The following is a 2,345-nucleotide window of genomic DNA, read 5'->3' on the forward strand; positions in this document are numbered from 1 at the left end:
CTGAAGGTCGCAGGTTCAAATCCTGCCCCCGCAACCAAAACACACACGCGTTTACAAATGCTTACGCACCGCCCTCCGGGGCGGCGTTTGCGTTTGCAGCCCCCGTGTCAACACTGTGGAAGCAAGAGGGGACGAAGTCCTTCATATCGCTGCGCAACTCAGTCGGTTGGGTGCCGGCGAGCCTGTGAAAGCCACTCACCGCGAAACCACGCCATTCGCGTTTCCGGATTGACTGCCAACCGCGGATTCACGATCCTTCCCATATGCTTCCATTCTCGACCGAGTTCCCCGTAATCCCCAGCAACAATCGGGCTGCCTTCGTGGCGGAAGTGCTCGCTTGGATTCGCGGTATGCAGCATCAGACCGTGCTTTCGAGTAAGTCTGAGGCAGAGCTTGACGGTGCCAATGTGCACATTCGCTCGAATACCGGCGAAGAACTCCGCATGCGGGAGTTGCGGACCGACGATGGCTGGACTGCCATCGGCATTCGACATGATCTTCCCGACGATCTCGGGCGTGTGTGGCGAACGGAGTGCGTCCTGAAGCGTGGCGCCGCAGAGGGTGGGCAGGATCTGGTTCGCCTTCGCACCCAGTGCATCGCTGCGACGCCGGGCGCACGATTGGACACTCCGAGGAAACCGTACCTGATCAAATCGCTCTTAAAGAACGGTTGGGGAGGCAGGGATCAGCAGTTCAACGTCACCGACCAGCCTGTTTGGATTGAGAACAACGATGCAGGCCTCGCATTAGCGAAGTCCGTGACCCTGGGCGAAGCGGCGAAATGGCTTCCATCCGTCTACGTGTCTGCGACCGGGGTGTCTTCTTGGCTGCTCAGCCAGCGGGAAATTGAGAAACTGGCCTACGACCTCGGCGGGGTCGCCCATGTCGTTGTCGAACCAGATCGAGCGTTCTCATTTCTTCTCCGCGACAAGACGGAGGGTCGCAACGCCTACGGGGGAACGGTTGGGTTGTCAGTGCCCGGACAAGGTATCGTCAGGCGATACTATCTCGGGTGGCAGATCGAAGACGGCAAAGAGCTGGCTGCCGCGATTGTGGCAGCGACGTCGAACTTGCGAAGTCAGATGCCAGCCTTCGGGTGGGACTGGACCGAGCTCCAGGAGCAGGCTCTCCGTGTTCAGCGCGAGCGTGAGAAGGATAGCCTGACCGAAGCCGAATGGAACCAGCTGCATCAGGAGCAGGTGGACAACCTGCAGGACAAAATCCGCGAGCTTGAGCAGCAGCTTAGCGCAAGTCCGGCTGCGAGCGTCGGTACGGATGAAGCCGATTTCTCCACCGACAATCTTGTCAAAAGGGTCGGTCCGGAGATTTATCCCGGCGAGATATCAGACAGGCTCCGATTTGCGGCGAGAACGACCTTGTCAGTCGCTGAACAGATCGGGCTTGATGCCAGATCAAAGGTAATTCTTCAGCGTATTGTCGAACGCCTACCCGCATCGCCCGCGCTTGCCGAACTCTCGAAGGACCTTGAGCGAGCGACGAAAGACCGCAAGAGGGTTGCCAGTGAGCTGACTTCCCTCCTCGTCCGACACGGTTATACGGAGAAGTCCGACAACAAGCACATCCGGCTTGAAGCGAACAAGGGCTTTGATGGCTTGGATGCCATCACGCTTCCGAAGACCCCGAGCGAGAACAGGGGGCTCAAGAATCTTCGGAAGCAGATCGAGCGCACACTCGGTATTACCAAGCTCGATGATTGAGCGATCCTTACGCCGCCGCCGTCGCCACGCTGTCCAGCCGCACCGCTACGCTGGTGACGCCGTTTCCAGCCGCCTCCACCGCGACGCCGATGGGGAAACGCCCCGCCGCTGGGGTGGTCACTTCCTTCGCCGTGTTGTCCCATGCCACGCGCGCCCCGACCGTCAGCACCGCGGCGCTGGCCTTCGGCAGCTGGAATACGCCGGTGGTGGAGATCTCGACCGGGTCGCCCTCGGCCGAGGAATAGGCGGCGACGCCGAAGATGCTGCCGACGAGCAGCGCATCGCCCGAGGCGATGCCGCCCGCGGGCGCGGTGACTCGGAGGATGTGGCCGTTCTGGATGTAATTGCGCATGATTAGAGTCCCTTCGAGGATTGGATGCGGACGACCGAGATGCGGTCGGTCGCCCCTGCGATCTGTCCGTTGAGGTCCGCGAGCGCGGCGGCCATCTCGCCGTCGCTGGCGTAGGTGACGCGCTTGCCGTCGTATTCGACGGTGCGCACGCCCCGGTAGCGCGCGGCCATCAGGGCGTCCTGAACTGATGCGGTGGATGCCCCCACCAACGGCATCTTGTATGCCATGACGTGTGTGGATGCCTCCTGTTTGGCAAGCGTTTCTTGAGGTCTCGG

Annotated in this window: 3 protein-coding genes; 1 reads left to right on the plus strand and 2 read right to left on the minus strand. The window is 61.0% G+C overall.

The features are described from left to right. Positions 1–320 precede the first annotated feature (320 nt). The gene (locus tag LV82_RS14715) at positions 321–1,718 is read left to right on the plus strand and encodes a hypothetical protein (protein ID WP_146065195.1); all 1,398 of its coding nucleotides are present in this window, start codon (positions 321–323) and stop codon (positions 1,716–1,718) included. A 7-nt stretch (positions 1,719–1,725) separates the two neighbouring features. On the opposite strand, the gene LV82_RS14720 is transcribed toward LV82_RS14715, so the two are convergent. Together LV82_RS14720 and LV82_RS14725 are read right to left on the minus strand one after the other, a co-directional pair. Next, complete coding sequence (locus tag LV82_RS14720; RefSeq protein WP_104072957.1) at positions 1,726–2,070, minus strand: DUF2190 family protein; 345 nt, start codon at positions 2,068–2,070, stop codon at positions 1,726–1,728. 2 nt (positions 2,071–2,072) lie between these two features. Next, positions 2,073–2,345, minus strand: a 273-nt coding sequence (locus LV82_RS14725) for a phage head-tail joining protein (RefSeq protein WP_211289227.1), incomplete at its 5' end; no start/stop codon positions are given.

Origin of the sequence: Albidovulum inexpectatum, assembly GCF_002927635.1 — a bacterium.
GTDB lineage: Bacteria > Pseudomonadota > Alphaproteobacteria > Rhodobacterales > Rhodobacteraceae > Albidovulum > Albidovulum inexpectatum.